This is a genomic window from Wolbachia endosymbiont of Oryzaephilus surinamensis, from assembly GCF_025617515.1.
Taxonomy (GTDB): domain Bacteria; phylum Pseudomonadota; class Alphaproteobacteria; order Rickettsiales; family Anaplasmataceae; genus Wolbachia.
Window position 1 is genome coordinate 1150123 of record NZ_CP092526.1, and the last position, 24303, is coordinate 1174425.

Genomic DNA, 24303 nt, shown 5'->3' on the forward strand with positions numbered 1-24303 from the left:
ATAACTTAACGATTACTGCTTTCTGAAATACTAATTAGTAACTCAGAAATTAGGTACAAAATTGGTAGTTTTTTACCTATGAAAAAGTAGCTTCAGTAGTGTATCAAAACGTTTAAATCTTATTTTAATTTTTAAAGATTTTATTCTTTTAGATAAAAAAATTATTACTACTTTTTTATAATAAATTAGTCATACAAAGTCTTGGTAAAAATCTCTATTCATGAAACTTTTGGAGTTTTTATGAAGAATTCTTATCAAGGAATCGATTCTACAATTGTTAAACATGTGAGATTTCAAGCTTCGCGCCTTAAATCCAAAAGCTGTTTTATTAACGAAAGTCTCGAAGATATAGAACAAGAGCTTTTTTGTCAGGTTTGGCAATATCTTAACCAGCACGATGAGAAAAGAAGTAGTTTTAGTACTTTCGTTGCTAGATTAGCTAATTATTGTGCTCGCAATATGTTACGCAATCAGTTATGTCTAAAACGTAATATAACTTTTGATGATATAAACGACGATATTCCAGATCATAGGAACTCGGAAATCGAAGCGATAATTCGCACTGATATAAATAATATAATTTCAACTTTGTCTGAAAAAGATAGTAATTTATGTCAATTACTTAAGGTATTTACTATTACTGAAGTTTCTGTAATAACCAAAATACCAAAGACAACTATCTATCGCACACTAGAACGAATACGCAATAAATTCTCAGTTTTAGAGAAGTTATAAGCTCTCGATTATATTTGCTCAAAATTTTTTTTTTGCAAATTGCGGACGAATTGCCTAGGTCATCGTACATATATATTTAGGTACTGGGAGAAAAATGAAAATAATGAACAGCAATGAACGGCTAAAAGTTCAAACAGGTATAAAAATGGTCATCTTTGGTCCTTATGGTATAGGTAAAACTAGTCTCTTAAAGACCATAAATGAACCAACACTTTGTCTTGATTTTGAGGCAGGTTTACTTGCTGTTCAAGATTGGCAAGGGGATTCTGTAAGTATTCGTACTTGGAATGAGGCAAGAGATATTGCATGTCTCATAGGTGGTCCTAATCCTGCGTTAAAATCTGACTCAGCATATAGCCAAAGACACTATGAGCATGTATCCAGTAAATACAAAGAGCTTGCTTCGGAGTTTCTCAAGTATCGATGTGTTTTTATCGATAGTATTACAGTAGCCTCGCGTTTATGTCTTTTATGGTCAAAAATGCAACCTGAAGCTTTTTCTGAAAGATCAGGAAAACAAGATATGAGAGCTGCTTACGGGTTACTTGCTCAAGAAATGATGGCTTGGCTCAATCAGTTTCAACATATTCCAAATAAAGACATCATTACAGTTGGAACTCTTGGACAATACCTCGATGATTTCAATCGCTCAACTTGGCTACCTCAATGTGAAGGAGCTAAAACTGCAAGTGAAATTCCAGGTATTGTTGATGAGGTAATCAGTATGGTTGGAATCAAGAAAGATGATGGTACAGAGGTTCGTTCATTTGTCTGTCAGACGATTAATTCTTGGGGATATCCTGCTAAAGATCGAAGTGGTTGCCTTAATATGGTTGAAGAACCGCATCTAGGAAAACTTCTTACAAAAATTAAAACTAAAGCTTTTGCAATTCAACCTGTCACGCCCAACATATAGGAGGTTATTATATGCTACAAAACTTTTTAACTATTGGTCAAAAAATTCCTTTTTTCAGTGTGAAAGAATACTTGGACGATCGATCGCCAATACCAGAGGATATAATCTCACCAAGAATTTTAACAAAAAGAGGCTTATTGGTACTGGGTGGCCCACCTAAAATCGGCAAAAGTGACTTTTTGATTTCATGGCTCGTTCATATGGCTGCAGGTGTTCCTTTTCTTGGTATGGTTTCAAATAGACCTTTAAAAATTTTCTACATGCAAACTGAAATTGAATATGAATATATGAAAGAACGTTTGCAACAACTTGATAATGAACTTTTGAATGTAGCTGCTAACAACTTAATCATTACGCCAAAAGTGCACTTATCATTTAATCATGATGAAATAAGTGAAATTAAGGAGATTGTAAATGAACGCTTTAAACCTGATGTTTTGGCCATAGATCCATTACGTAACATCTTTAGCAGTGAATATGGGAATGAAAATGATAATAGTGCTATGCTGTTCTTTCTGCAAAAGACTCTTGAGAAGCTACGCAGTGCTGTCAATCCAGATGCTTGTATTGTACTCACTCATCATACAAAAAAATTATCGAAAAAGATGCTCGAAGAAGATCCATTTCAAGGCCTAAGTGGTGCTGGATCTTTACGTGGATTTTACAGTACTGGTATGGTGATGTTTGCTCATGATGAAGAAAGCAGTGCACGCCAGATAGTATTTGAGCTTCGCAATGGTGAACGCGTGCCAAACAAACTTGTCGATAAGATAAATGGTCATTGGCAGCTAATGGAATAGCTAACTTTCACTTTAAAGTCAACTTATAGGAGAGCGTATGCTACAAGATTTTTTAACTGATTTTAATAATGCAAAACTGCAGAGCAGTTTAATACCGAAAGGTACAATAGTCAAGGTAAAAATGGCAATAAAGCCTGGAGGTTATGAAAATTGGTTCACTAAAAACTACACTACTGGCAGTATCTATTTAAATGTAGAATTTACCGTCACTGAAGGCCCATATGCAAAACGCAAGATTTTTCAGATTATAGGTATCAAAAATGGCAAAGCAGAAGGTGAAGAAGACATCTGGGGAGAATCTGGACGTTCTATGCTGCGTAGTATTTTGGAATCATCCAGAAATATTCATGCAAATGACACTTCAGAGAAAGCAGTTACTGCTAGAAGAATAAACTCTATAGCTGATTTCAACGATTTAGAGTTTACAGCAAAAGTAGGCGTTGAAACTAATAATACATACGGAGATAGAAATAGGATTACTACAGTTATTACTCCAGAATTACAAAAAAATTTTCAAGATGATTGGTTGCCATTTTGAAGTATGACGAAGGAAAGTTGTGGGCTGCTGTTATTACTAGAGCTATTCAGGATGCAGCAGGAAAAAACCCTAAACTTAAAAAAGAGGCTTGTCAATGGATTCGCTCACGATCTTTTGAAACTGTTTGTGAGCTGGCTAATCTTGACTTTAAACGTCTAAAAAATATGTTGAACAAATTTGGAATAAACAAGGAGAACTTTATGGATTTTTCATCTAAAAATGCTTTGAAAATAAAATCGTTATTAATTAATAATATCAAAGATTGTTTATCTTATTTGTTGCCTGATGGCAAATCTTACCAAGATAAATTCTATATTGGAAGTAGAAATGGAAATAAGATAATAGTTGAAATGGAAGGAGAAAATGCAGGAAATTGGTACAACCTGATCGAAGAAAAGAAAGGAAATATAATAGACCTTTGGACTTTAGTTAAAGGTAATATAGATTCTGCTGAAACATGGTTGAACGGTAAAGATGAAAGAAGTTCCATATTACAAGAAAAACAAAACGAAGGAAAAGCATTTTCTGTAAATCATTACTTAAATGACAAATCACCAATGCCACAAGATATAATAGGCCCAAGAATTTTGACACCAGGTGGTCTTTTGGTCATAGGTGGTACTCCAAAGATTGGCAAAAGTCATTTTCTTCTTTCTCTATTAGTACATCTGGCAGCAGGAAGATCATTTCTTGGCATGAAACCTACAAGACCGCTAAAAATATTCTATCTACAAAATGAAATGGAATATGATTATATTAGAGAACGTATACAACAACTCAATAAACTTCCTCATTTAGCAACAGAAAACTTAGTTGTGACGAACAAGATGAATTTGACCTTAAATGAAGAAGGTATAGAAAAAATAAAAAATATGGTAGAGGAAAAGTTTGATTTAGTTGTGATTGATTCTCCTTATAATTACGTTAACTATGGTCTACAGCATGCAATAGAAAAACTACGTTCCAAGATTAATCCTATGGCTGGAATAATCATCACAAATCACACCAAAAAAGTATCTACCTCTACATTGGAAAAGAATCCATTTCAAGCTCTCGTTGGTGCTAACGCTTTAAGAAGTTTTTATACATCTGGAATAGTAATATTTCAACCCAATAAACGTACAAATATCTTACAAGTAGTATATGAACTTAGAAACGGTAGATCTATACCAACAAAATTCATCAATAAGATTAATGGATGTTGGAAAACTGCTAACGTTATAGCTAGAACATAAAAATTCTTCAGGTAGGTATGGATATTTATTGTTCACAAAGAAATGGACATTATAAATTATTAGGGAAGAAAGAACAGTTAAGAACTCAACTCCTATCAAATATAAGGTCATGTCTTTCTTATTTACTGCCAAGAGGAACTTTTCGTGGTGATAAGTTCTATGTAGGTGATCTACAAGGCAATAAAGGACAAAGTATGATAGTGGAGTTAACTGGCAGTAAAGCCGGATTATGGCATGATTTTTCTACCGAAGAAGGAGGAGATATTTTTGATCTTTGGGCTGCTGTTACTGGAAAAAATCAATTTACTGATACGATAGAAGATATTGCTAAGTGGATTGGTTATTCGGAAAAAAATAACACTCTGGGGCAACCAACGGCATCATGGAACTATTACGATGAAAGTGATCAAGTGATTGTTACAGTTTATCGTTATAACACTGATTCAGGAAAAAGATATCTTCCTTTTGATGTAAAAAGGTCTAGTTTTACTCTACCAGAGACCAGGCCTTTATATAATATTCCAGGTATCATGAAATCTGATAAGGTGATTTTAGTTGAAGGTGAAAAGTGTGCAGATGCTCTGATAGAGCAAGGTATGACTGCCACAACTGCAATGTTAGGAGCAAATGCACCAATAGAAAAAACAGACTGGTCACCACTTAAGGGTAAACATGTTATTATTTGGCCAGACAATGATGAGCCAGGTAAACAATATGCTGAGAAAGTTGTGAAAAAGCTTACTTTTCTTGGTGTTTTATCACTTACTCTTCTTGAAATACCGGAGAATAAACCAAAAGGATGGGATTCAGCTGATGGTATAGAAGAAAAGATGAATATTCCTGAATTCATTGAAAATAACTCGAAAAAAATCATCGTTAAGCAATTTCTTAATATTCAAGAATGGAGTGTGGAACGTTTTATAGGTCCAGTACCAGAGCAAAAGTTTCTTGTTGAAGGGTTATTTCCTTTAGGAGTGACATCTATTCTAGCTGCAATGGGAGATACTGGTAAAGGTATGCTTCTGCTTGATTTAGCACTGAAAGTTGCGAGTAGAAAAGATCAGCCATGTGGTTTTGGTCCTTTAGTTACTGAACATGGATCTGTGGTAATTTTCTCAGCAGAAGATGATATGAGTGAAATACATCGTCGTTTAGAGCGTCTTGATTCGCAATGCGAAAGATTAAAATATAAAGATAGGCTCTTTATTGTACCATTACCAAATGTTAGTGGATCACTTACAATCATAAAGAGTGTTTCAGGTAAAGTTATAGAGACTTCTCCTGAATTTGAATCGATAACAAAACAACTTAATAAAATAAAAGACTTAAAATTAATCGTATTTGATCCACTTGCATCATTCGTGCATGCTGATTTAAATACTGACCCAGCCGTAGGCGATTATTTGATGTCTTTATTATCTGATTTAGCAGGTAGCACTGGAGCATCAATAATTACTGCCCATCATATGAGAAAGCCAAAAAGTGAAAAACCTATATCGACTGTTGAGCAAGCACGTGATGCTATTAGAGGTACATCTGCTCTTGTTAATGGTGTTAGGTGTTCATACGCTTTTTGGTCTGTGGAAGATACAGCTAAACTGACAATTTTTAAATCAATAGGAGAATCTGTAAGACAGAACGCATTATTTTATGGAGCAATTGTTAAAGCAAACGGTTTGGCTGATCGCACTTTACGCACTTATTTAAGAAATGAAGAAACAGGATTGTTAGAAGACATAACTGAAAGATTAAGAATAAAAAATATGAACGAAAAAGATTCAAAGCAGCATCTTATAACTGCAATTACACGAGCAGCAATTTCTGGACATCCATTTACCCATACAGGAAGTACAGGAGTGTATAAACAGCGGCATAGACTACCTGAGGAGTTTCACAGTATAGGAAGAGATAGAATGGAGCGTATAGTTCAAGAGCTGTTACAAGCACGGAAGTTGGTTAAAGGAATGGCTACTGGTTCAAAAGAAGATAAATGGCTTGACATTCCTAGCGGACCATTTGCTCGCGGTGTTGGAAAGTTTAGCTGTGGAGCTGAGCTATTCTCCTAAAAAATTTTCCTGATATAAAAAAATATTTTGATTTTTGCGGACGAATTTTGAACTCACCGTACATATATAATATAGGGGGCTTAATTAAAAATGTCAATACTCACACAGTCAGGAAGAGCAGCAATAGCAGACAGCATCAAAAAGCAATCTATCCATCTTGCTTGGGGAACAGGTGATTCAAGTTGGGAAAGTAGCCACAAAGTAGAAAAAACTTTCGTTAAGGGTGAAATAAAATTTGATCATCAACCTATTAAAGATGTGAAGGTTTTTACAGGGCAAACAACTTATCAGCCAAGTATTGACTATACAGTTAATGGCAGTACTGGTGTAATAAAACTTACGGAAAATAGCTCTATTCCAGTAAGTGATAAAGTTACTGTAGAGTATAGTGAAAGCACACCACCAGAGCTGATAACTTCTGAAAAGCTGCTCAATGAACTTGGCAGACGTACTGCAGACGAAGTGCTATTCTGCACAGGTGATGAAAACGGTGAACTTATAACTCCATCTGGAAGGTTTAGGCCCTCAAATGTACCAACTACTAATCTCTATCTCAAATTTACTTTCGATTTCACAAACGCAGCAAATCAAGTTATACGGGAATTAGGGGTTATGGTTGGTACTAAAGTAAAAGAAGAATTACCTATAGGACAGAGATATTTTGAACCACAAGATATAGAAGACCCAGGGATCTTATTAGTTTTAGAGCATACAGTACCGCTCATTAGGACTTCAGCAACCCGGGAAACTTTTTCGTTTGTAGTGACATTTTAGAAAAAGAGAAAAAAGATGACCTTAAATAGCTATTATAACCGCTTTAATCCTGACAAAGAATACGAAAAAAGCTTGTTTCTTGCAGGAAGAGGTCTACAGTCTGCAGAATTAAACGAGACTCAGGAGTATGCTCTCTCTAAGCTTAAAGGCATAGGCGATGCAATATTTCGTGATGGCGATGTTATAACAGGAAGCAATTGTATTATAGATGGGGAAACTGGTAAAGTTACACTTGAGTCAGGAAAAATCTATCTTCGTGGAGCAGTTAGAAAAGTAGAAGCAAAAGAGTTTGTTATTCCACTGAGTACCACAGTTCGCATAGGTGTTTATTATGTAGAATCTACGATTACAGAACTTGAGGATGAAAACCTTCGTGATCCTGCTATTGGTACAAGAAACTATCAGGAAGTAGGAGCTGCAAGGCTTAGAGCTACTATCACTTGGGGTTATCAAGCAGAAGGTCTTTCTCCACGTTTTTCTGGAGGAGAGTTTTATCCAATCTATAACATTGAAAATGGAGTATTAATAGAACATTCACCACCTCCACAAGCAAACATAGTAACCACAGCTCTTGCTCGTTATGACAAAGAAGCAAATGGTTCCTACGTCGTAAATGGTCTTGAAGTAATGTTCCTGCAAAAGGAAGAGGGAGAAGGAGGAAAAAAAATATTTGTGATTAATGAGGGCAAAGCTCATGTTGATGGCTATGAGATTGAGCTACCTCACAGTATTCGTGTTTCTTTTGATGAAGATCCGGATATAAAATCAGTTGAATCAGAGCCACATACTTTTCAGCCAAATAGCCAAAGAGTAATGGAACTTAAAGTTAATGATTTTCCAATCAGTGAAATTAAAAAAGTAGATATCACTATTCAAAAAACTATTACCATTACTCACGGTTCATACTCAGGAGCTGTTGATCCAATACCTGACTCTGCGGTACTTGAGATTATTCAAATTAAACAAGGCAATGTTATTTATGAAAATAGTATAGACTATAAGTTAAATGCAGGAAACGTTGATTGGTCATTACCAGGTAAAGAGCCAGCTCCTGGAAGTAGTTATCAAATAACTTACCGCTGTCGTACTCATGTAAGCCCTGAAGATATAAGTGAACAGGGATGCAAAGTAAAAGGAGCAGTTGATAACAGCTTGGTTCTGATTGATTACACCTGGAAAATGCCCCGCTATGATTTAATTACTATCGATAGCAAAGGAGCAGTAAGGAGAATAAAAGGTATAGCTCACCCTTGGCGACCATCGATGCCTAAAGCGCCCTCTGGACAACTTTTGCTCTGCTACATTCATCAGACGTGGAAAAACGGAGAAAAAGAAGGGGTAAAAATAGTGAATAATGCTATTCATGCTGTACCGATGAATGAGCTTGAAGCAATGAAAAAAGGAATAAATGATCTTTATGCGCTGGTTGCAGAGGAACGTCTACGCAGTGATGCAAATTCAAGAGAACCTACCACCAAAAAAGGAGTATTTGTTGATTCATTCTTTGATGATGATATGCGCGATCAAGGAATTTCGCAGTCTGCAGCGATAGTAAATAGAGAGCTAGTTCTGCCAATAGATGTAGAAGTTGCAGATATTGAAAAAGGTGGGGAAAGATATCTTTTGCCTTATAAACTTGAACCGGTACTGGAGCAGCTTTTACAGACTAAAGGAGAAAAGATCAATCCATATCAAGCTTTTGATCCAGTCCCGGCGCAAATTACTCTAAATAAAAACATTGACCACTGGACAGAGGTTACCACGAATTGGAAAAGTCCAGTAACTAGAGTGTTTAATACTAGAGAAACAACAGAGCTATTGTCAAGTAATTCTTATGAAACTGAATTTATGCGAGAAGCAGTACAGAATTTTGAGATCGAAGGTTTTGAGCCAAATGAAAAGCTTAAAGAGATAAAATTCGATGGCATCGTCATTCAACCCGTGGCATAGGGGGAAAAAAAGTGGAAAAAAGAGCTAACAACCAGGGAAAATTAAAGGGAAAGGTGAAAGTACCAGCAAATATTCCAGCAGGTACTAAATTAGTACAGTTCTTCGGTGATAAAGGCAGTTATGGAGAAGCAACTTATACTGGTAAAAAAACAATTACCATAGAGGAAAGAAGAAGAGTTATCGCAGCAAGAAGAGTTGATCCTTTAGCGCAAACATTTACGCTAAATGAAAGTAGGCACATAGGAGGCGTGGAACTATGGTTTGTAAATAAAGGCAAAAAACGTGTTGTTGTGCAGATTAGAGAAACAGCAGTGGGAATGCCATCGCAGACTGTTATTGCTGAAAGCTATATTGAGCCGAAAGATATAAAAGTAGATGGCACAGCAACACGTATAGAATGGTCGCCAGTGTTTTGCCATGCAGGAGAGGAGTATGCAATAGTACTGCTTACTGATGATCCTGGTACTGCAGTCAAAATAGCAGAACTTGGCAAATATGATGCAGTAAATAGCCGCTGGGTAACAAGCCAGCCATATCAAGTAGGAGTATTACTGTCATCAAGCAATGCAAGCACCTGGACTCCACATCAAAATTTAGATTTAACGTTTCGACTACTAGCTGCAAAATTTAGCGAAAATTCTCACGTTATTGATCTGGGAAAAGTTACAGCAACCAATACTTCAGATTTAATTGTTTTGACGAACGTCGAAAAAGTAGCATTTGATACCAATGTAGAATTTATCTTAACAGATGAAGAGGGAAAAGAAAATTTTCTATCTGATAACTTGCCGCTCGCGCTGCGTGAAAGACTATCTGGAGAGTTAACAGTAAAGGCAAATTTAAAAGGGTCAAAAGAAAAAAGTCCAGTGCTATATCCTGGGTTACAGCTAGTTATGGGTAATATAGGGGAAAAAGGAGATTATGTTACAAGAAGTATTACAGCAGGAGCTAATACTAAAATCACCATAACGTACGATGCGCTGATACCTGGCACTGCAGATGTTAAAGCTTATGTACAAAAAAGCAACAGTGATTGGCAATTAGTAAATTTAACATCAGGAAAACCAATTGGAGAAAATTGGGTAGAGAGAACTCATGTGCTGACAAATTTTAATGCTAATGAGACAAGGATAAAATTAGTTTTAAGTGGAACGGTTATTTATCGTCCTAAAGTCAAAAATCTCAGAGTAATAGTAACATAAAATTTAAATGACTTTTGATCAAACCAAACGAGGATATCCTTTGCCGCATCCAGAGAACATAGCTGTAGAAGATGTAGTACGTATTCGCAGAGCCATAGAAAAGATAGATGAAGATATGAGTGAAAGAGAAGATGAACTTAAAAATAATTTTGAACGATTTAGATTTGAAACTTTTTTGAATTTTTGGGAATGAAAGAAGCAATAGAAGCATTACAGCAAAGGATAAAGGATTTAGCAGCAAATAGCACGGCTGATCAACTGGCATATCTTGCAAAATCGCTGGAATTGATAGCAGATAAAAAAGCGATTGCTGACATTGTACAAATAACTGAAGTAAAAGAGATAATTGATGCACTACAGAGAAGGCTTAAAGATTTAGCAGGAAGTAGTACACCAGATCAACTAGCATATCTTGCTAAAGCACTGGAATCAATAATCGACAAAAGTGCGGTTTCTGAAATTGTACAGATGACAGATGGTAAGTTAAAAGAACTCTTGAGCGCTGCAAGGACGCACTTAAGTGACATAAATAGCAATAAGGAAAATTCAATATCTGCAATAACTGAAGCGAAAACAGATTCTGTCAATGAAATTAACAAGCTTAGGGATAATTCCTTAAATACTTTAAAAGCATCATCAGATTCTCATATATCGCTACTTGATACGAGAAAGAATGCCAATATTGCAGCAATAAATAGCATTAGTAATAGTCATAAAGATGGTCTTAAAGGTTTAGTAGAAGATTTTCGTGCTGTTAATAATGTACCATCTGGATCATCAATTATTAGGGAAATAGAAACTCGTGATAACCAATTAAAAACATCCCTTATAAACGAGATAAAAACTAGAGATGATGAGCTGAAAGTGTCGCTTACACAAGAAATAAGAAAGCGCAACATGGTTGAACCAGGGTCATTACCTTTCTTATTTGGTGTACTTGGCAGAAAAAATAATTATTTTGGCCACGGAACTTTTACGACAGAGCTTGGAAAGTGGAGTAGTGATATAACAAAAACTGACTATATGTTACAACTACTAGCAGGTAGCCATACGTACAATACAGATTACGTTAGTTTTTATCGGCCAAGACAACTAAGTTTTATAGAGGGAAGTAAAGGAACATTTATTTACGGAGAGTTATGCACAAAAAGTTTTTCGGGTAGTTATGATGAGATATACTATTACCCGTATGCTGCACTTGGAGTAGTATTTGTAAAAAATACAACCAATGTGAACATAAATAAGACAATGGAATTTGTTGGATCATCGTATTCGAGTACGGAGTATGGGGGAGCAGGATTATTTGTGGGAACACCAGATAATACCAATTCTAATAAATCAATTATTTCAAAAATAGTATGGAAAAATGTTTACCAATACATGAGTTCTGATAGCAAGTTAGCCGGATCTGGTAACGTGGAGATTCCAGCAGGAAAAACAGTTGCAATATTACTTTACACATCATCTTACCTGTATTCCAGGACACAAGTTAGTCAAGGTATGCTTGCATCAAATTATGTACACAACTATGGTCAATTTATTCAGTGGGGGATTTATAACATACGTAGCAATGTTCTAACTACAGGACTTGAAGTAGATGTGGAGAGAACGCTAAAAGCTTGGCAATGTCCAGGATTATCTAACACGTATGAGATTTGGAGGTAACAAACAATGTCTATCTACGTTAGATTTGAAAATGATAAACAAGTAGAAACAACAACACTTGAAAGCAAGCCAACTGAAAATGATTGGTATGAAGCACCAGAAGATTTTGATTGGCAAAAAAGCTATTGTTTAACAGAAGGAGGCAAAATTGCTCAGCGGAATCAAGAAGATATTGAATTGGAGTTACTACAAAATGCGAAGTTTTCTGCACTTTCTAACCTTCATGCTTATTATGATAACTATACTCACCAATACGCAGGATATTCTCATCAGAAGTCTAAGTCGTACGAAATACAAGCAAAAGCCGCAGAGAACATTTTAGCAGCACCAGAATCTATAGACAAAAAAGATGCAGAAATTATAGAGCCATTAGCAAAAGTCCGAGGAATTTCAGTAGTAGAAATGGCAAGAATAATTCAGGAAAAAGCAAAAAGAGCGAAAAAAGCAATAATCAAGTGCGAAGAATTGGTGGATATAGCTGAAAGGGAAATCGGTGAAGCTAAAAGTAAGGAAGAGCTGCAAACTTTGCTAGATGATTGTAAACAAAAAATGCAAGAAAGTTGAAAAGGGGAAAAAGAAATGACAGAACAGTTTCTACATGGAGTAAATGTTATCGAGGTTACCTCAGGAGCGAGGACAGTACGAACAGCTAAATCATCGGTAATTGGAGTAATTGGTACTGCACCTGATGCTAACGAGCAAAAATTTCCACTAAATAAACCAGTGTTAGTTGCAGGAAGCTTAAAAGAAGCAGCAAAACTTGGTCAATCTGGGACTTTGCCTTCAGCTATTAATGCAATTTTTTCCCAAATTGGTGCAACAGTAGTAGTTATTCGAGTTGAGGAGAAAGTAGAAGAGACGCTCAGCAATGTCATTGGTGGAGTTAACGAAGAAACTGGAGAATATCAGGGAATAGAGGCGTTCCTCAGTAGTGAAAGTATAGTTCATGTTGCGCCAAGAATACTAATTGCACCTCAGTTTACTCATCAATTATCTGGAGATGCTGGAAATCCAGTGGTTAGCGCTTTAATTCCTATAGCAGAAAAGCTAAGAGCAATAATAGTAGCAGATGGACCAAATACCAATGATGAAGAAGCAATAAAATGGAGAAAAAGTGTACGCAGCTCAAGAGTTTACGTGGTTGACCCATGGATTAAGTTATTTATTGAAGGAAAAGAAGAAATCTTGCCATCGAGTCCATTTGTAGCTGGTTTAATAGCTAAGATAGACAGCGAGCAAGGCTTCTGGCACTCACCTTCAAATAAAGAAATAAACGGTATTGTTGGAACAAGCAGGCCTATTGATTTTACTCTCGGTAATACAAATTGCAGAGCAAACCACTTAAATGAAAATGAAGTAACAACGATAATTCATCAAAATGGCTATAGGCTTTGGGGAAATAGGACATGTTCAAATGACTCAAAATGGGCTTTTTTGTCAGTGAGAAGGACTGCAGATTTAATTAACGATAGTTTACTTCGAGCTCATTTATGGGCAGTTGATCGCAATATTACCAAAACCTATATAGATGATGTGATTGAGGGGGTAAATTCTTATTTGGCCAATTTAAAAGCACAAGGAGCGATTATCAGTGGAAAATGTTATGCAACTCCCGAACTCAATACACCGGCAAATATTGCAAGCGGAAAAGTGTCTTTTGATTTTGAGTTTACACCGCCATATCCAGCTGAGCAAATAATATTCAGATCCCATCTTGTAAATAATAGTGTAATAAGTTAGGAGAAAGTGAAGTGTTACCCAAAATATTGAGAAATTTTAACGTATTTGTTGATGGTAGAGGCTATGCAGGGAAAATAGATGAAATAACGCTACCAAAGCTTACAATAAAAACAGAGGAGTACCGTGCTGGTGGTATGGATATTCCAATAAATATTGACATCTTACTATTACCCACAAATATAAAGTTCGTGAGCAAGTCGCCATCCTTCTGCTAGATCAAAGAGACGTCTCCATCCTTTCCAAATAGTAATGGGGCCTGGTTCTAGATCATTTTTTCTAGCCAAATGTCCTCCAAGTTGAGCAATCCATGAAACAGCTTCTTTTATAGTAGGAGTTGCATTTGAACATGGTTTTCTATGTATTTTTACATATAGAACTTTCCATTCTTCTTCGGCTAATAAGGTAGTACACGGTAATGTTGGATCAGTTCTTGCAATTGTTGTAATAAAGAAAATTCTCCAAGCAATAATACTCATTACTGTTAAATATCGCATCAACCTTTCTGCTGTTCCAAGCCTACATTCTTCAACTTTGAGACCAGATTTTAAAATTTTATGTAATATTTCTATTTTCCATCTAAGACAATACCACCTAACTTTTTCAACAGCTTCATCAAAGGTATTGACTGGAAGATTTGTTAAAAGCATCCACTCTAGCGGATTTGTTTCAGAAGGAAAGTCTTTTTCAACAACGTAAACTGCATAGTGTGGTAATTTAAGTAATTCTTCTGTCTTATGCCTAATACTATTCTTAGATGGATGCATAATAAACTTTCCGAATCTAACTTCCAAATGTGCTGTTCTTTTTGGCTTATTATCTTTTGCAGGAACTTCAACTTTTACCGTACCTGCACAATGAGAGGATTTAATAAATTCCCATAACTTCTGCTCACCTTTTTCAGGATATCGAGATTTTCTATTTACTGCCCTATCTTTGGAAGCTCTAACTAACACTGCCGAATTAAGATTATATGCAAGCTCAAAAAACTCATATATATCTGCTTCTCTATCGCATATAGTTATAGTCTCAGTTTGAGTTGAATCAATAATGTTGTTTGTGTTGCTTAAAGTTTCTAACCATTTTATACTCTCTTTATCTTCAATGCGGATACTGTCATTGTTCTTTTTTTTTATGTTTTCAGATTCTTCAGGTCTTGAATAAATTTTTTGATCTAGTATCCCTAGTACCAAACCTTCTATACTAACAGCTAGAGCTGTATGCATTATAATACCTTGACTATGTTTTCTTGTAATAACTCCCAATCCACTTGTTTTTTCATGGTCTGTGTATGAAATATAACTTGTATCTTGGATCACAAAAATTTTTTTATGGGCTTTTGTTCTTTCAACTGTTTTAGCAACGTGTGAAGCTAGAATATCGCCTTCTTTCACGTTCTCATTTTGAAAAAAACGATATGCTGCTTTTGCTTCTGACCAACTTCCACACGCCTGATTGATTGAGCTTTCAGGTAAACTTGTAAAACTATCAGCAATATTTACTAATCGGTCAGTTAACCTTTTATCTCCAAGTACAGCATCTCCAAATTCATTTTCAGCCCATTCATTATTCCTGTTTGCCATTTTTTACCCTCAATGTTTGCAAACTTTAATGTTGTAATACTTTATTTTTATGTCCATTTATATTTGTGGGTAATAGTAAGTATTGACATGGGCATGGAAAAGCTTGAAGCAGACTTTACTTTTGCTGAATACGACACAGAACTCTTTCGGCTATTTGGGTTGATAAATGGGAATTCAGTAGCTTTGACACTCAGAGGTGGAATGCAAGGAAGTGGTAGTAACGATATTGAAGGAGTAATAATCAACCTTAGGGGCATATTCAGAGAATTTGATTTTGGTAACTGGAAACCTGCTGAAAAAGCAACGCTGAAGTGTACTGTAGCTGCTCATTACTATAAACTTACCATAGGTGGTAATGAACTGATAGAGATCGATGCTGAAAATATGATAAGAAAGATAAATGGTGTTGATCAAATGGCCTTGCTACAAACGATTCTAGGGATCTAATATGGTTGACAAAATTACATAAAAATGTTAAAATATAAGAAGTTGTAGGTATATAGTTAATATGGATTCTAAAGCTCATACAAATTCCATAGAGCAGCTAACTGGTTTACTTGTTAGTGTAGCACAATCTCAAGACAAGTCCGTTTTAAAGTTATTAACTGAATTAATGGAAGAAGAAATTGAAGATATGGAATTATCTAAGATTGCTGACGAACGCTATAAAGAAAAGAGGGTTAAACATCAAGATGCCTTCTGGGATTAAGCCTTACAATATAGACTATTCAGAATCTGTTATAAAGAAAGACATTCCGGCTCTTCCAGCAAAAGTAAAGTTAATGATTAAGAAGGCAATAATGGAGCGTCTAACAGCTGATCCAATTGGACTTGGAAAGCCATTAAAGCACAACTTAAGCGGGCAACGTAGTCTACGTGTAAGTACCTACCGTATACTTTATTACATAGATGCGCCAGAGCATACAGTAGTTATTACTTCAATTGAACATAGGAAAGATTCTTATCAAAGCTAATCCTATTTATAGCACCATACAAAGAAATTAGTTATGTAAAAGCCGATATAGACTTTTATTTAATTAGCTTTTTAAGGAGGAATATGCAAGCTATAACACTTAATAATCCAATAACAGTAGATGGAATTTCTGTCTCAGAACTTACCATTAGACGTCCAAAAGTTAGAGACTACTTGGCAATAGAACGCATTAATGGTAGTGACCTAAATAAGGAAGTAACTTTGACTGCCAATTTGACATCAGTTGCAAAAGAAGCAATTGAAGAGTTAGATATTGCTGATTATGTGAAAATTCAAGAAGTATTAAAGGATTTTTTTTCACCGATTATCCAAAAAACTTGAGATTAGAAATACTAGTGCTTGGCTCTATCATAGGTGGTGGAGTTGAGCACATTCTTGATATGGAGATTAGTGAGTTTATTTTATGGAGCAAATTAGCTAGGAAGTTCAAATGTCAGTATTATCGATAAAAATAGGTGCGGTACTTGATGGCAGTTTTAATACTGTAATAAAGGGCAGTAGTAATCAACTTACTTATCTTGGTGAGAATATAAGAAAGCTTGATTCATCTTTAAAATCAGTATCAAAGTTTAAGCAGTTGGGTAGTGATGTTTTGACTAGCAGGAGGTCGTGGAAGGGCTTTGAAGATCAGGTAAAATCTTTAGCTAAACAAATGAAAGCAATAGAGAAACCAAGCAAAACTTTAAAAGCTGAGTTTGATAAAGCTAAGTTTTCTGCAACAAAAGCAAAAGAAGCATATTTGAAAAAGAGAGATGCTTTGAATTCATTTAATGAAGAAGTAAGAAAAAGTGGAAGAAATATTAAGTCATTAGTAAGTAATCAATATAAACTTGGCTCATCTGTTGAAGCGCTAAAAGGTAAGTATGGTAAGCTTGGGTCTGCAATACGTAATCACCAAAGTTTTTTAGCAAGCAAAGCACATTTTAAGTCACAAATTATAGAGACTATTGGACTAGGTCTTTCGCTTGCAGCTCCGATCAAGGTTGCGATTGATTTTGAAAGTGCTATGGCTGATGTAAAAAAAGTAGTAAAATTTGTGCAAAATGATACTAAAGATGAAGCATCAAAGTTTGCTAAAGAATTAAAGAAATTATCTCGTGAAATACCCTTGTCAGCTGCAGAATTAGCACAAATAGCTGCAAGTGGTGGTCAACTTGGTATTGACAAAGATGATCTTATGAAGTTTACAACAGTAGTTGCTAAAATGACCACAGCGTTTGACATGTCTTCAGAAGAAGCTGGTAATGCTATTGCGAAAATATCCAATGTCTATGGAATTAAAGTTGATGGTATGGAAAATGTAGGTAACATAATAAACCATCTTTCAGATAATACTGCTGCCAAAGCTAAGGAAATGGTTCTTACACTGAATAGAATTGGTGGTAATGCTAAACAGTTTGGTTTAGAAATTGATCAAGCAAGTAGCTTAGCAAGTGCGTTCATAAGCTTAGGTAAACAACCTGAAAAAGCAGCAACTGCTATAAATAACTTTCTTAGTAAACTACAGACTGCAAGAGAGCAAAGTCCTGAATTTCATGATGCATTAGATGAGATGGGAACAAGTATAGAAGAGCTTGAACAAACCATTAAAAAAAATCCTCAAGAGGCAATATTGCAATTTCTTGAAACTTTAAAAGAAATAGATGATCAAGAGCGTGCCGGTATTCTTATGAATCTATTTGGTGCTGGGTTTCAAGATGACATTGCTCTTTTAGTAGGAAGCTTAGACATTTACAAGAAAGCTATTGAACATTTAGCTGATAAAGAAAAATATAACGCTTCAATGCAGGACGAATTTAACAATCGGGCAAATACTACAGCTAATAAATTACAATTACTTAAAAATGCAGTATTTGAAGCTGGCATGAATCTAGGGTCAGTAATGTTACCTACTTTAAATTATGTAGCTGGAAGTTTGAAAACAATAACAGAGCGTATAGCTTCTTTTGCAGAAAAACATCCAACTTTAACTACGGCAATCATGAGTACTTTAGCAGCTTTGATAAGTTTAAAAATTGCAGCAGTAGGACTAGGATACGGATTTACATTGCTAGGAAGTACGATTTTTGGTCTGAAAGCAAACCTACTTGGAGTATTTTCATTTTTATCAGCTACAGTTTTTCCTGCAGTAATAACAGGACTAAGAGCAATAACGTTTGCTGTAATGAGTAACCCGATTGGACTTTTAGTAGCAAGTCTTGTCACTGGTGCAGCTCTTGTTATCACTAACTGGCAAAAAGTGAAAGACTTTTTCTCTAGCTTTTGGAAATCACTCATTAAACCTATAGGAGAAGCTTTTTCATGGATGGGAAATACAGTAAGTAGTATATTTGCTGAGAATAGTCCGATTAGAAAATTTGAAAATAATGGAAATGTTGTTAATGAGCTTTCTAAAAATAGCATTTTCAGTAACGGAACCTCATTGACAAATAATAGTGCTATTAAACAATTTTCAGAAAATAGCAAAAGCAATTTTGAGAATTTTAAAATTAAAAGTGTTATAGAAGAAAAAAGAGCTATAGAACAAGAAGAAGTTGAGAAAGCATTCAAGAAAAGTAGATATGAAAATAGGGAATCGAAAGTATATAACCAAGCATTCTATCAAACGTTTAATATCAACATTAAGTCTGAAGATGTGCGCAGTGTTGCTGATGCAGTAATAGAAAGGTTTAGAGAACAAGCACGTGGAGCACTTTTTGATATAGTTGAAGAGTTGCATTAATGTTGCTTGGGAAATGTAAGCTTGAACTAACAAGCCTAAGATACATTAAAGAAGAAAGGTGGTATACAATTGAATGTATTGAAAAAACGTCGCTACAAAACATTGGCTCAGGAATTGAATGTATTGATTTGACAGGAGTGATTTATCCACATTATCAGAGTAATGGCTTAGAACAGCTAAAAAATATACGTGATACTCAAGAACCACACGTTCTAGTTGATAATTCAGGAAATGTGCTTGGAAATTTTGTCACTACTAATGTAGAAGAAAAACAGATATTATTTTTTCCTGATGGAAAACCAAGAAAAGTTGAGTTTATTTTGAAGTTAAAAAGTTACAGCAAGTGATTTATTATTACACTAAAGAAAACGAAATGTTAGATGAAATTTGCTGGAAACATTATGGATACAGTAGTGGAGCAGTGGAGGAAGTATTGCTTAAAAATCCAGGACTTGTAGAACATGGAAGTTTTTTGCCCGCTGGATTAAAAATTAAGCTTCCTAAAATTCAGAGAATATTGAAAGAATCTGTTATAAATATTTTAGATGAATGACACCAGATTTTGATATAGTAGCAAAAAATAACCCAGTAACAGAGGTTTTAAAAAAGAGTTTAATATCACTACGTGTAACTGATGGATCCGGTACTACAAGTGACGAAGCCGAGATATATATTAGTTATAGCTCTAGCGCTTTAGAACTTAAGGGTAATTTACAAATTTTTCTCGGATATAAAGAAACAGGTTTACTACCTATGGGAGTATATAAGGCAAATCAAATTACAATACAAAGTCCACCACAAACTTTAAGAATAAAATGTGATGCTGCAAGTTTAAGAGGATCATTAAAGGAAAGAAAATCAAAGGAATGGAAGGACATTACCTTAGGAGATTTAATTAAAGAAATAGCACAAAAGCATGGGTATGAAAGTAAAGTCGCTGAAAGATTTGAAAATATATTTGTACCACATATCATCCAAGCAGAAGAAAGCGACATGAGTTTTTTGGAAGGATTAGGGAAAAAATATGATGCACTAGTAAAACCAGCAGGAGGATATATAATTTTTATTCCAAAGGGAGAAGCAAGATCAGCAACTGGAAAGATGTTAGGCACAACAGTACTTACACCTAAAGATGTTATAAATTGGGAGGTAAATTTTAATGTGCGTAACAAATATGGATCTGTTATTGCAAAATGGCACAGTTATGAAAAGGGAGAAACTATAGAAGAGGAAGTGGGAAATGAGGGTCCAAGTTATACTCTGCAAACGCTTTACTCTACTGCAGAATCAGCAATTAGTGCAGCAGCAGCTAAGTTAAGACAATTAAAACGTAGTACATCAAATTTAAATGTAACTGTTCCTGGTAATCCAGAATTATTTGCAGAAGCTAAGATCAGTCTTTCAGGATTTTGTCAGGAAATTGAAGGTGAATGGATAATTAGCAAGGCAGAACATATTCTCAATAATAGGGGATATCAAACTATAGTAGAGGCAACAGTGAGCAAAGCTGTTTAAGTGAAACTTAAGCAAATGATTATTTAATTCTAGATGGGTATAATTATTGCAGTACTACATGAGCAGAAATGTAAGAAGGCTTTTTCATAAAAATTCAATTATACGTCAAGGAGAATTTGATGGATTAATTTTTCTTATAGTGCTAACGGTGTGTATTGTGGTTATATATTTTTCCTTGTTTAAAAAAGGAGATGAGAGTTACAGCGCCACATTAGAAATCGCAGCTAAGAACTGTGACTTAGAAACTGTGAAATCCTTGATAAAAGATAATATAAGTATTGGTGAAAAATCATTACGTTATGTTGCAGGAGAAGGATGTTTAGAAATCGTAAGGTTTTTAGTAGAAGATGGTATTGATATTAATGCTACTAATAAATTTAAATGGACAGCGCTACATTCTGCTGCAGATCAAGGCTATTTAGAAATCGTTGAGTTTCTATTAGAAAAAGGAGCGAATCCTAACATAAAGGATAGCAATGGAAAAAGCCCTAGAAGAATAGCTGTAATGGCATCAAGGCACAACAAAGATAAACCTTACAGAGAAATAATAAAGCTACTTGCAGAAGCAGAGGATCGATACAAATCAATAGAAAGAAATCACTAAAGCTGTAAGTTTTCTATAATCTGTATATAAACTTCTAAAACTATCCATAACAAGTTAATATTTTCACATGAAAAAGCAAAAAATCCCAATAGCGGTAATAATAACAATAGTTCTACAGACTGTAGGATTCATATGGTGGTTGGCAAAACTTGACTTACGTGTACACATCCATGATAAATTTATAGAAAAAAACCAAGGACTAATCGAAATAGTCTATCGACTTGAAGAGAGAGTGAAAAACCTCACTGAAGAAGTCAACGAACTTGAAGCTATTCACAAACACAAATAAATTTTACAGTGACAAAGTACATTTTATCTGTAGATGGAGGTGGCATTAGAGGGATAATACCTGCCATTATTCTAGCAGAAATTGAATCTAGGACAAAAAAGCCAATTTCCCAGATTTTTGATTTAATGGCAGGAACCTCAACCGGTGGGATTATTGTTGCTGGACTTTGTAAAAGCAATAAACTTCAATACTCTGCCAATGATTTGGTTGAACTTTACCAAGAGTATGGAGCATATATCTTTCAATCATCATTTTGGAGAAAATCAATTGCTTCTTGGCTGAGTGGTTCTCAGTACTCATATAGAAATATGGAATTTATTCTCAACAAATACTTTGGTGAAAGTACTATGGCCGATGTTGCGAGTAATCTACTACTCACCAGTTATGACATTCACAATAGTTGTGAATTTTTCTTCAAAAGTTGGAAAGAAAAAAACATTAAGTTGAAAGATGCACTCAGAGCTACAACAGCTGCTCCAACGTACTTCACACCAAAACGTCTGAAAATTAGCCAAACAGAGAGAGTATTGATAGATGGTGGAGTGTTTGCCAATAATCCAGCGGCTTGTGCATATGCAAGTGGCAAGAGGTTATTTCTAAATGATGAGATTATACTGCTATCAATAGGCACTGGTGGAACAGATAGAAGTATAAAGTATGCTAACTCAAGGAAATTTGGCAAAATAGGGTGGATCAAGCCACTACTGAATGTGATGTTTGCCTCTGGATTGGATTGCGTTGATTATCAACTAGAACAAGTAATAGACGATAAATATATAAGAATACAATCGCAATTGAAAGTAGCATCGACTGAGATGGACAATATTACACTCAAAAATATCAAATCTCTTCAGCAAGAGGCAAATGCAATGATAGAGGACAACCAGAAATTAATAGATAAACTTTGCGATTCCATATCTTAATTTATACCAAGCAAAATTCAACTGAGCCAAAAAAGTTGGTTAGCAAATTCTGCTGGTTAAATCATTAACTAACTTTACTTATATCTTAAACATATTCAATTTTCACACTCACCCAACTCATCAGCAGTTAGGCCACTTGCTCGCACAATAATATCAATAGCAACACCTTCCTTAACTAGATCTTTTGCAATCTTGATTTTCTCTGCTTTTTTAACCTTTTCTTTACCAGTTTGCATTCCTTCAGATAAAGATCTGGCTACCGTATCCAGTAATTCTTGATCCTCAATTTTTTCGCATTTACCTATAAACCCAAAAACTGGCTCATTTTCATATTCTGTTAGTCCAAGAGCTTTAATGTTAACTGATAATGTCTTTGCTATCTTATATAATATTTCAATTGGAATGTCTGTATATCCTCGTTCATAGTCGTGTATTTCTTTAGGTGTTGAACCGATTTTATTTGCCAAGTCCTCCTGAGTGTATTCCCGTATTAATCTCTGCTCTTTTATCCTTTTCCCCACTTTGTAGAGTATAGAATCAGTACAAATTTCTTTCTCTATATCATCATATTCATAAGTAGATAAGCGAGTCACTTGGGAAATAATATCAACTGAAACTCCTTCTTTCACTAGATTCTTTGCTACTTCTATTTTCGCTTCTTCTTGGCTAATTTTCTCGCTAATATATACAAACCTTACTAATGGATACAGCTTCTTGCGTAATTCCTGATCCTTAATTTCTCTATGTATTTTTGTTAGATAGACTATTTCTTTATCCTCATCTTCATACCAACTGTTTTCTCTTAGTACTGTTGGTCCTGGAAGTAGATCTATAACATTAACTGACAATGCTCCTGCTATTATATACGATTCTTTGATTGTAATAGCCTTGCACCCTAGTTCAAAGTTATGTATTTCCTTATATGTTAAACCAATTTTGCTTGCTAATTTTGCCTGAGTATACCCTTGTACTATCCTACAACCTTCTATTTTTTTCCCCAGCTCGTAGCTTACTGAGCCAATATGCTCTGAATTATCATAGATAAATCCTCTAAAAGCTGTTTTTCCTACAGAAGCAAACATATATTCTATCACAAAAAAATCCACTATTGGCTAAGTTTTTATGAAATCACAAAAATTTCTCAATCATATAATTTGATAAGCCTGTCGTTTGCAAGATAATATCAACAGAAATTCCTTCTTTCACTAAATTCCTTGCAACTTCAATCTTCTTTTCCTCTCTGACCTTTTCTCTATAAACATGTATACCTTCAAATAAAGACTTGATTAGCATATCGCGTAATTCCCGACTCTCAATCTTTTTGTATTCTTCTATCAACTTTGATAGCTTTTCTTCCGCTTCACTATCCTCATCTGATTCGGGAAGTAGATCTATGATACTGATTGATAATACCTTTGCTATTTCATCTAACATTTCAAGTGAGACAGCAGCTCTCCCTTGTTCATATTCGTATATTCCTTGATTTGTTATGCCAACTTTATTCGCTAAATCTTTTTGTGTATATCCTCGTATCAATCTCCACTCTTTTATCCTTTGCCCTACTTTGTATGGAACCGGAATTTTGTTCTCCTCATACTCACCAATAGATAAGTTAGTTGTTCGAGAGATAACATGAGCAGAAACTCCTACTTTCATCAAACCCCTTGCTACTTCTATTTTTACCGCTTTTCTGCTTCTTTCCTCACTCAAACGAATAAATTTGGTTAATAAATAAAATACCTCGCTTAATTCTTTATCCTTATGCCCCTTTACTAAATTTAATATTTCTTCATCTTCAAAATATCTTTTTTTATTTGGTAGTGTCTCTCCACAAACTAGACCTTTAACATTTACTGATAATGCTTCTGCTATGGCATATAACTTCTTAATTGGAATTTTACGGTTCCCTTTCTCATATTGCAGTATTACCCAGTACTTTACACCAATTTTCTCAGCTAAATCCTTCTGAGTATAACCTCGCTCTAACCTCCAATTTTTTACTTTTTGCCCTACCTCACAGTCTAGACTTTTTTCCATACAAAGAACCATACATAT

General features: G+C 35.0%; 26 protein-coding genes and 2 pseudogenes. 25 read left to right on the top strand and 3 right to left on the bottom strand.

Annotation, left to right across the window (positions count from 1 at the left end):
- Positions 1–240: 240 nt before the first annotated feature.
- The 14 genes and pseudogenes from MJ631_RS05280 to MJ631_RS05345 all read left to right on the top strand — a co-directional run.
- Complete coding sequence (locus MJ631_RS05280) at positions 241–735, top strand: sigma-70 family RNA polymerase sigma factor (protein WP_010962699.1); 495 nt, start codon at positions 241–243, stop codon at positions 733–735.
- Positions 736–829: 94 nt separating this feature from the next.
- On the top strand, positions 830–1651 hold the full coding sequence (locus MJ631_RS05285; protein WP_253303059.1) for an ATP-binding protein: 822 nt from the start codon (positions 830–832) through the stop codon (positions 1649–1651).
- Positions 1652–1662: 11 nt separating this feature from the next.
- Complete coding sequence (locus MJ631_RS05290) at positions 1663–2451, top strand: AAA family ATPase (RefSeq protein WP_015589004.1); 789 nt, start codon at positions 1663–1665, stop codon at positions 2449–2451.
- Between the two features lie 37 nt (positions 2452–2488).
- Positions 2489–2989 carry a hypothetical protein gene (locus tag MJ631_RS05295; protein ID WP_010962695.1) on the top strand — a complete coding sequence of 167 codons (501 nt, stop codon included), beginning with the start codon at positions 2489–2491 and terminating at the stop codon, positions 2987–2989.
- A complete protein-coding gene (locus MJ631_RS05300; protein ID WP_262986242.1) occupies positions 2986–4224 on the top strand; it encodes an AAA family ATPase in 1239 nt (412 codons plus the stop codon). The genes MJ631_RS05295 and MJ631_RS05300 overlap by 4 nt, the downstream gene beginning before the upstream one ends.
- 17 nt (positions 4225–4241) lie before the next feature.
- Complete coding sequence (locus tag MJ631_RS05305) at positions 4242–6290, top strand: AAA family ATPase (RefSeq protein ID WP_226079819.1); 2049 nt, start codon at positions 4242–4244, stop codon at positions 6288–6290.
- A 90-nt stretch (positions 6291–6380) separates the two neighbouring features.
- On the top strand, positions 6381–7064 hold the full coding sequence (locus MJ631_RS05310; protein ID WP_262986243.1) for a hypothetical protein: 684 nt from the start codon (positions 6381–6383) through the stop codon (positions 7062–7064).
- 15 nt (positions 7065–7079) lie between these two features.
- Positions 7080–9014, top strand: a complete 1935-nt coding sequence (locus MJ631_RS05315; RefSeq protein ID WP_262986244.1) for a DUF4815 domain-containing protein — start codon at positions 7080–7082, stop codon at positions 9012–9014.
- Between the two features lie 11 nt (positions 9015–9025).
- Positions 9026–10216, top strand: coding sequence for a hypothetical protein (locus tag MJ631_RS05320; protein WP_191110942.1), 1191 nt, complete (start codon positions 9026–9028; stop codon positions 10214–10216).
- A gap of 7 nt (positions 10217–10223) precedes the next feature.
- Positions 10224–10409, top strand: coding sequence for a hypothetical protein (locus tag MJ631_RS05325; RefSeq protein ID WP_174517025.1), 186 nt, complete (start codon positions 10224–10226; stop codon positions 10407–10409).
- Complete coding sequence (locus MJ631_RS05330; protein ID WP_262986245.1) at positions 10406–11881, top strand: hypothetical protein; 1476 nt, start codon at positions 10406–10408, stop codon at positions 11879–11881. The genes MJ631_RS05325 and MJ631_RS05330 overlap by 4 nt, the downstream gene beginning before the upstream one ends.
- 6 nt (positions 11882–11887) lie before the next feature.
- Entirely contained in the window at positions 11888–12445 is a 558-nt protein-coding gene (locus tag MJ631_RS05335; RefSeq protein ID WP_191110944.1) for a hypothetical protein, read from the top strand.
- A gap of 15 nt (positions 12446–12460) precedes the next feature.
- A complete protein-coding gene (locus MJ631_RS05340) occupies positions 12461–13621 on the top strand; it encodes a phage tail sheath subtilisin-like domain-containing protein (RefSeq protein WP_262986246.1) in 1161 nt (386 codons plus the stop codon).
- 11 nt (positions 13622–13632) lie between these two features.
- Positions 13633–13782: pseudogene (locus MJ631_RS05345) on the top strand (phage major tail tube protein); the annotation flags it as partial.
- Between the two features lie 6 nt (positions 13783–13788).
- On the opposite strand, the gene MJ631_RS05350 reads toward MJ631_RS05345, so the two are convergent.
- Positions 13789–15201, bottom strand: coding sequence for an IS4-like element ISWosp2 family transposase (locus tag MJ631_RS05350; protein ID WP_214303148.1), 1413 nt, complete (start codon positions 15199–15201; stop codon positions 13789–13791).
- 75 nt (positions 15202–15276) lie between these two features.
- Here MJ631_RS05350 and MJ631_RS05355 point away from each other — a divergent pair.
- From MJ631_RS05355 to MJ631_RS05405, 11 genes and pseudogenes are all read left to right on the top strand, one after another.
- Positions 15277–15648, top strand: a pseudogene (locus MJ631_RS05355) (phage major tail tube protein); the annotation flags it as partial.
- A 61-nt stretch (positions 15649–15709) separates the two neighbouring features.
- Positions 15710–15910 (top strand): hypothetical protein, encoded by a 201-nt coding sequence (locus MJ631_RS05360; protein WP_007303020.1) that lies wholly within the window; start codon positions 15710–15712, stop codon positions 15908–15910.
- Positions 15894–16175: a type II toxin-antitoxin system RelE family toxin gene (locus tag MJ631_RS05365; protein ID WP_143688798.1), complete on the top strand. Its 282-nt coding sequence runs from the start codon at positions 15894–15896 to the stop codon at positions 16173–16175. Before MJ631_RS05360 ends, MJ631_RS05365 begins: the two co-directional genes overlap by 17 nt.
- Before the next feature lie 83 nt (positions 16176–16258).
- Positions 16259–16516 carry a phage tail assembly protein gene (locus MJ631_RS05370; protein ID WP_017532593.1) on the top strand — a complete coding sequence of 86 codons (258 nt, stop codon included), beginning with the start codon at positions 16259–16261 and terminating at the stop codon, positions 16514–16516.
- A gap of 109 nt (positions 16517–16625) precedes the next feature.
- Positions 16626–18917 (top strand): phage tail tape measure protein, encoded by a 2292-nt coding sequence (locus MJ631_RS05375; protein WP_226079689.1) that lies wholly within the window; start codon positions 16626–16628, stop codon positions 18915–18917.
- Positions 18917–19264 (top strand): phage tail protein, encoded by a 348-nt coding sequence (locus tag MJ631_RS05380; protein ID WP_226079687.1) that lies wholly within the window; start codon positions 18917–18919, stop codon positions 19262–19264. Before MJ631_RS05375 ends, MJ631_RS05380 begins: the two co-directional genes overlap by 1 nt.
- Positions 19261–19470 carry a tail protein X gene (locus tag MJ631_RS05385; RefSeq protein WP_262986249.1) on the top strand — a complete coding sequence of 70 codons (210 nt, stop codon included), beginning with the start codon at positions 19261–19263 and terminating at the stop codon, positions 19468–19470. Before MJ631_RS05380 ends, MJ631_RS05385 begins: the two co-directional genes overlap by 4 nt.
- Positions 19467–20432, top strand: a complete 966-nt coding sequence (locus tag MJ631_RS05390) for a phage late control D family protein (protein WP_226079683.1) — start codon at positions 19467–19469, stop codon at positions 20430–20432. The genes MJ631_RS05385 and MJ631_RS05390 overlap by 4 nt, the downstream gene beginning before the upstream one ends.
- Before the next feature lie 58 nt (positions 20433–20490).
- Positions 20491–21036: an ankyrin repeat domain-containing protein gene (locus MJ631_RS05395; RefSeq protein WP_214303457.1), complete on the top strand. Its 546-nt coding sequence runs from the start codon at positions 20491–20493 to the stop codon at positions 21034–21036.
- A 67-nt stretch (positions 21037–21103) separates the two neighbouring features.
- Complete coding sequence (locus tag MJ631_RS05400) at positions 21104–21325, top strand: hypothetical protein (RefSeq protein WP_015589022.1); 222 nt, start codon at positions 21104–21106, stop codon at positions 21323–21325.
- A gap of 8 nt (positions 21326–21333) precedes the next feature.
- Positions 21334–22248 carry a patatin-like phospholipase family protein gene (locus MJ631_RS05405; protein ID WP_226079680.1) on the top strand — a complete coding sequence of 305 codons (915 nt, stop codon included), beginning with the start codon at positions 21334–21336 and terminating at the stop codon, positions 22246–22248.
- A gap of 95 nt (positions 22249–22343) precedes the next feature.
- Here the strand turns inward: MJ631_RS05405 and wmk (MJ631_RS05410) are convergent, their stop codons facing one another.
- Both wmk (MJ631_RS05410) and wmk (MJ631_RS05415) read right to left on the bottom strand, forming a co-directional pair.
- Complete coding sequence (gene wmk, locus MJ631_RS05410; RefSeq protein WP_226079678.1) at positions 22344–23330, bottom strand: WO male-killing family protein Wmk; 987 nt, start codon at positions 23328–23330, stop codon at positions 22344–22346.
- 46 nt (positions 23331–23376) lie between these two features.
- Positions 23377–24285: a WO male-killing family protein Wmk gene (gene wmk / locus MJ631_RS05415; protein WP_262986250.1), complete on the bottom strand. Its 909-nt coding sequence runs from the start codon at positions 24283–24285 to the stop codon at positions 23377–23379.
- Between the last annotated feature and the right edge of the window lie 18 nt (positions 24286–24303).

Coding starts and splice junctions, on each gene's coding strand:
- MJ631_RS05280 (WP_010962699.1), top strand. CDS start 241: ATGAAGAATTCTTATCAAGGAATCGATTCTACAATTGTTAAACATGTG.
- MJ631_RS05285 (WP_253303059.1), top strand. CDS start 830: ATGAAAATAATGAACAGCAATGAACGGCTAAAAGTTCAAACAGGTATA.
- MJ631_RS05290 (WP_015589004.1), top strand. CDS start 1,663: ATGCTACAAAACTTTTTAACTATTGGTCAAAAAATTCCTTTTTTCAGT.
- MJ631_RS05295 (WP_010962695.1), top strand. CDS start 2,489: ATGCTACAAGATTTTTTAACTGATTTTAATAATGCAAAACTGCAGAGC.
- MJ631_RS05305 (WP_226079819.1), top strand. CDS start 4,242: ATGGATATTTATTGTTCACAAAGAAATGGACATTATAAATTATTAGGG.
- MJ631_RS05310 (WP_262986243.1), top strand. CDS start 6,381: ATGTCAATACTCACACAGTCAGGAAGAGCAGCAATAGCAGACAGCATC.
- MJ631_RS05315 (WP_262986244.1), top strand. CDS start 7,080: ATGACCTTAAATAGCTATTATAACCGCTTTAATCCTGACAAAGAATAC.
- MJ631_RS05325 (WP_174517025.1), top strand. CDS start 10,224: ATGACTTTTGATCAAACCAAACGAGGATATCCTTTGCCGCATCCAGAG.
- MJ631_RS05330 (WP_262986245.1), top strand. CDS start 10,406: ATGAAAGAAGCAATAGAAGCATTACAGCAAAGGATAAAGGATTTAGCA.
- MJ631_RS05335 (WP_191110944.1), top strand. CDS start 11,888: ATGTCTATCTACGTTAGATTTGAAAATGATAAACAAGTAGAAACAACA.
- MJ631_RS05340 (WP_262986246.1), top strand. CDS start 12,461: ATGACAGAACAGTTTCTACATGGAGTAAATGTTATCGAGGTTACCTCA.
- MJ631_RS05350 (WP_214303148.1), bottom strand. CDS start 15,201: ATGGCAAACAGGAATAATGAATGGGCTGAAAATGAATTTGGAGATGCT.
- MJ631_RS05360 (WP_007303020.1), top strand. CDS start 15,710: ATGGATTCTAAAGCTCATACAAATTCCATAGAGCAGCTAACTGGTTTA.
- MJ631_RS05365 (WP_143688798.1), top strand. CDS start 15,894: ATGCCTTCTGGGATTAAGCCTTACAATATAGACTATTCAGAATCTGTT.
- MJ631_RS05370 (WP_017532593.1), top strand. CDS start 16,259: ATGCAAGCTATAACACTTAATAATCCAATAACAGTAGATGGAATTTCT.
- MJ631_RS05375 (WP_226079689.1), top strand. CDS start 16,626: ATGTCAGTATTATCGATAAAAATAGGTGCGGTACTTGATGGCAGTTTT.
- MJ631_RS05380 (WP_226079687.1), top strand. CDS start 18,917: ATGTTGCTTGGGAAATGTAAGCTTGAACTAACAAGCCTAAGATACATT.
- MJ631_RS05390 (WP_226079683.1), top strand. CDS start 19,467: ATGACACCAGATTTTGATATAGTAGCAAAAAATAACCCAGTAACAGAG.
- MJ631_RS05395 (WP_214303457.1), top strand. CDS start 20,491: ATGAGCAGAAATGTAAGAAGGCTTTTTCATAAAAATTCAATTATACGT.
- MJ631_RS05400 (WP_015589022.1), top strand. CDS start 21,104: ATGAAAAAGCAAAAAATCCCAATAGCGGTAATAATAACAATAGTTCTA.
- wmk (WP_226079678.1), bottom strand. CDS start 23,330: ATGTTTGCTTCTGTAGGAAAAACAGCTTTTAGAGGATTTATCTATGAT.
- wmk (WP_262986250.1), bottom strand. CDS start 24,285: ATGGAAAAAAGTCTAGACTGTGAGGTAGGGCAAAAAGTAAAAAATTGG.